5 protein-coding genes and 1 pseudogene are annotated in these 4311 nt (G+C 73.1%); 5 read left to right on the top strand and 1 reads right to left on the bottom strand.

The annotated features are described in order from the left end of the window. The 3 genes and pseudogenes from AB0L40_RS26870 to AB0L40_RS26880 form a co-directional block, all read left to right on the top strand. A pseudogene (locus tag AB0L40_RS26870) lies at nucleotides 1-761 on the top strand (hypothetical protein); the annotation flags it as partial. A 127-nt stretch (nucleotides 762-888) separates the two neighbouring features. Further along, complete coding sequence (gene lpdA / locus AB0L40_RS26875) at nucleotides 889-2268, top strand: dihydrolipoyl dehydrogenase (protein ID WP_364361734.1); 1380 nt, start codon at nucleotides 889-891, stop codon at nucleotides 2266-2268. 4 nt (nucleotides 2269-2272) lie between these two features. Then, on the top strand, nucleotides 2273-2977 hold the full coding sequence (locus AB0L40_RS26880) for a DsbA family protein (RefSeq protein WP_364361736.1): 705 nt from the start codon (nucleotides 2273-2275) through the stop codon (nucleotides 2975-2977). A gap of 1 nt (nucleotide 2978) precedes the next feature. Here AB0L40_RS26880 and AB0L40_RS26885 read toward each other — a convergent pair whose 3' ends face one another. After that, complete coding sequence (locus AB0L40_RS26885) at nucleotides 2979-3236, bottom strand: hypothetical protein (protein ID WP_026910668.1); 258 nt, start codon at nucleotides 3234-3236, stop codon at nucleotides 2979-2981. 71 nt (nucleotides 3237-3307) lie between these two features. Here AB0L40_RS26885 and AB0L40_RS26890 point away from each other — a divergent pair, with 71 nt between their 5' ends. Further along, nucleotides 3308-3850: a metallophosphoesterase family protein gene (locus tag AB0L40_RS26890; protein ID WP_364361739.1), complete on the top strand. Its 543-nt coding sequence runs from the start codon at nucleotides 3308-3310 to the stop codon at nucleotides 3848-3850. A gap of 106 nt (nucleotides 3851-3956) precedes the next feature. Next, nucleotides 3957-4311, top strand: a 355-nt coding sequence (locus AB0L40_RS26895) for a lipoyl domain-containing protein (protein ID WP_364361741.1), incomplete at its 3' end; no start/stop codon positions are given.

Consider the following 4311-nt stretch of genomic DNA (forward strand, 5'->3'; position numbering starts at 1 on the left):
GCGACCCGGCGAAGGCCGAGTACTACCCGATCGTCGGCGTCACCTACTGGACCTTCCGCCTGATGATGGGCCTCGGCTTCTGGATGTTCGGCGTCGCACCCCTCGTCCTCCAGCCGACCGCCGGCCGCCCCGGGGCACGCGCCGGGCCGCGTCCCGGCATGATGGACGGGATGGCCGACCGCAAGCGCAAGCGCAAGCGTCACGCGGGAACGACGGGCGCGCCGCAGAAGCCGACCGCGACCCGCACCGTCCCGAGCCCGGCCCCGCCGCCGAAGGCCGGCGGGAACGACGCGATGAAGCGCGGCTACGCGAAGGCGGAGCTGAAGAACATCGCCGCCCGCGAGGCGCTGGAGCCGATCGGCCCCGAGAACCGCCCGCGCATCGTCCTGATCGCGTGCGGCTGGCTGCTCCTGGCCTGCATCAGCCTGATCGTCTCGATCATCACCGCCGACGGCGACGGCGCCAACGCCACGCGCTTCGGCAACGCCCTGATGCTCATCGTCGTGCTCGTCGCGGTGTGGGGCACGTACCGCCTGCGTCCGTGGGCGATCCTCGGGGCGCAGACGCTGTTCGCGCTCGCGTTCGTGTTCACGATCCTCGCCGCCGTCTTCAGCGACAAGGCGCTGCTCTCAGTCGGACTCGTCGTGTCCGGCCTGATCACCGGCTGGGTCTTCTACCGGATGATCAACGTCATGGCGCGCGTGCAGAAGATGGAGCTCATCCGCCGCGGCGAGCTCGAGGGCACGCCGCCCAAGGCCTGACCGGGCGCGGCGGGGCGCGTTCCTCCACGGGACGATCACCAGGCGGGACGGGCGATCGCGGGCGGATCGGTAGGGTCGAAGAGCGAGTTCGCAATCGACGCTTCACCGCAGGAGAGAGGCCCCACACATGGCGCAGTTCGACACGATCGTCATCGGTTCCGGACCGGGCGGCTACGTGGCCGCGATCCGTGCGGCGCAGCTGGGGCTGAAGACCGTGGTGATCGAGAAGGCGATCGTCGGCGGCAGGTGCCCGACGGTCGCGTGCATCCCGGCGAAGGTCGTGCTGCGCTCGGCGGACATCCTCGACGAGGCCCGTGAAGCCGGCAAGTTCGGGCTCAACATCGAGGGCATCTCGGTCGACTTCCCGGCGATCATGGAGCGCCGGAAGTCCGTCATCGAGCAGATGACCGGCGGCGTCGCGGCGCTCTTGAAGAAGAACAAGATCGAGTACCTGCAGGGCGAGGCGTCGCTGAACGCCGACGGCGGCGTCGTCGTGAACGGCGAGACCCATACCGCTTCGAAGGGCGTGATCATCGCGACGGGCTCCGTCCGGCGCTCGATCCCGGGGGTGCAGTACGGCGGCCGCGTGATCGGCACCGAGGAGGCTTGGGCGCTTCAGGAGCTGCCGGGCAAGATCGTCGTCGTCGGCGCCGGCGCGTCGGGCACCGAGATCGCCTCGGCGTACGCGCGGCTGGGGTCCGAGACGCAGTTGTTCGAGTTCCTCGACCGCGTGCTGCCGTCGGAGGACCTCGACATCTCCAGGGTCGCGAACCGCGAGTTCAAGAAGCAGGGCATCGACGTGCACGTCGGCACGAAGGTCGCGGACGTGGAGACCTCCGATTCGGGCGTGACGTTCACGTTCCAGAAGGGCGACGGCGAGAAGACGTCGGGCTCCGCGGACTGGCTCGTCGTCGCGACCGGTCGCGGCCCGGACGTCCAGGCGCTGGGCCTGGACGCCGCCGGGGTGAAGCTCAACGACCGTGGCCTGATCGACGTCGATGGTCGCCTGCGGACGTCGAAGAAGGGCATCTGGGCGATCGGCGACGTCGTCCCCGGCCCGGCGCTGGCGCACAAGGCGTCGGACGAGGGCGTCATCGCGGCGGAGGACATCGCGGGCAAGGACACGCACCCGATCTCCTACGTCGACGTGCCCAGGGCGACGTTCTGCAAGCCGAACGTCGCGTCGTTCGGGCTGACGGAGGCGCAGGCCAAGGAGCAGGGCTACGACGTCGTCGTCGGCAAGGTCCCGTACGGGGCGGTCGGTGGCGGCACGGTCTACGGCGAGTCCGGGACGATCAAGATCGTCGGCGACAAGAAGTACGGCGAGCTGCTGGGCGGTCACATCGTCGGTGCGAAGGCGACCGAGATGATCCAGGAGCTCGTCAACGTGCGGGCGCTGGAGGGTGGTTACCCCGAGGTCGCGCGCTCGGTCCACGGCCACCCGACGCTGTCGGAGGCCGTGATGGAGGCCGCCCGCGCCGCCGACGGCTGGCTCATCCACGGCTGAGCTCGTGACGCCCCCGGACGAGTCCCCGCTGCCGATCACGCGGGTGACCCCGGGGGCGGCCGAGGGCACTGCGCGCGACCACGACCACGACGCCGCGCCCACCCTCGCGGATGGGTTTCCCGCCCACCCGCCCGCGTTCTTCTTCGACTTCGGGGACCCGGAGTCGTACCTCGCGGCCGAGCGCGTCCTGCAGACGCTGCCGGTCGCGACCCCCTGGGTCCCGATCGACTCCTCGCGCCTGCCCGAGCAGACGTGGGGCGGCTTCCGCTGCGACGCCGACGAGGCCGCCGCCCGCGAGCGCATCGAGGCGACCGCCGCCGCGCGCGGCCTGCAGCCGGTGGTCTGGCCGGTCGAGGTCCCGCCGGACACCCGCAAGGCCCTGCTCGCCGCCTGGTACGCCAAGGGCATCGGCCGGGTCGTGTCGTTCAGCCTGCCCGCCTTCCGGCAGGCGTTCGCCGGCGGCCACGACCTCGGCACCGAGACCCCCGTGCTGCTGGCCGCGTCGGCCTGCGAGATGCACCCCCGCGCGATCGTGCAGGCCTTCGGCCGTCCGGTGATCAGCGCGGCGCTGGACGACGCCACCGACCGCGCGATCGCCGCCGGCGTCCGCCGCGTCCCGGCGATCTGGACGGGCGACCGGGTCTTCCACGGCGACGCGGGCGTCGACGAGGCCGCCGCGCACCTCGCGGCGCAGCTGCCGGCCGACTGACTCAGCCCTCGTCGAGGTCCAGCCCGAGGTCGAGCTGCTCCTCGTGCTCGTCCGGGTCCGCCTGGCGCCGGCGGCGCGCGGCCTTCTTCCAGTGGCGGACGATCTCGCGGGACGTCGCCGCCCGCCACGAGACGCCGCGGCAGACGGGCTCGACCCGCAGGTCGCCGCCGGGGTCCACGCCGAGCACGAGCGCCATGAAGCGGCGGCCCTTCTTGTCGACCTCGACGATGTCCCCGGTCTCGATGGGCGCCCGACGCACGCGGCGAGGCTAGACGGTCCCCCGGACAAGTTCACATCGCAACAACCTGCGTGCGTCACGATTACGGCACCGTGAGCGTGGTGCCCTCCTCCGCCGCCGACCCGTCCGCGTCCCGCGACGCACGGATCGCGATCCTGAGCGACACCCACTTCCCGCGCCGGGGCCGGCGGCTGTCGGCCACCGTCCGCGAGCACCTCGACGGCGCGACGGCGATCGTCCACGCCGGCGACCTCTGCGACGAGGACGCGCTGGCGGAGCTGCAGGAGCTCGGGCCGCCGGTGCACGTCGTCCTGGGCAACAACGACGCGCCGCTCGAGGGCCGGCTGCCGGAGGAGCTGCGGATCACCGTCGCGGGGGTGCGGATCGGGATCGTCCACGACGCGGGAGCGCGGGCCGGCCGGCTCGCCCGCCTGCGCCGCCGCTTCCCCGACCGGGACGTCGTCGTCTTCGGCCACAGCCACATCCCGCTGCACGAGCAGGACGACGACGGGTTCCAGATCTGCAACCCGGGCAGCGCGACCGACCACCGCGGACGCTGGCCCGTGCACACGATGGGCGAGCTCGTGATCCGGGGCGGGGTCGCGACGTTCGGCCTCATCGACCTGCCGGACTGACCGGGGCGGCGGCCGCGACGGACCCCCCGACCGGCTCCCCCTCGGAAGTCTGGTCCGCGCCGCCCGGGCCCCCGCGCGCGCGAGGGCCGCGCCTACCGTGGGAGTCATGCCCGAGGTCCTCATGCCCCGGCTCTCCGACGCCACGACGGAAGCCACGATCGTCGCCTGGCTCGTCCCGGACGGCACCCTCGTGCGCATCGGCGACGAGGTCGTCGAGATCGAGACCGACAAGGCCACCACCGCGTGGCCGGCCGACGCCGAGGGCGTGCTCTCGATCGCGGTCCCCGCGGGCCAGACGGTCTGCTCCGGCACCGCGATCGCGCGCATCGGCGACGGGCCGGCCGCGAGCGACGGCTCGGCGGGCGGCTCCGGCACGACGGCGACCGCCGCGACCGCCGCGGCGACGGACGGCGACGCGACCGCCGGCGGCGGCGGCCCCGCCGCCGGGACCGCGACGGGCG

The sequence above is a fragment of the Patulibacter sp. NPDC049589 genome (assembly GCF_040675535.1).
In the GTDB taxonomy this organism is placed as follows: Bacteria; Actinomycetota; Thermoleophilia; order Solirubrobacterales; family Solirubrobacteraceae; genus Patulibacter.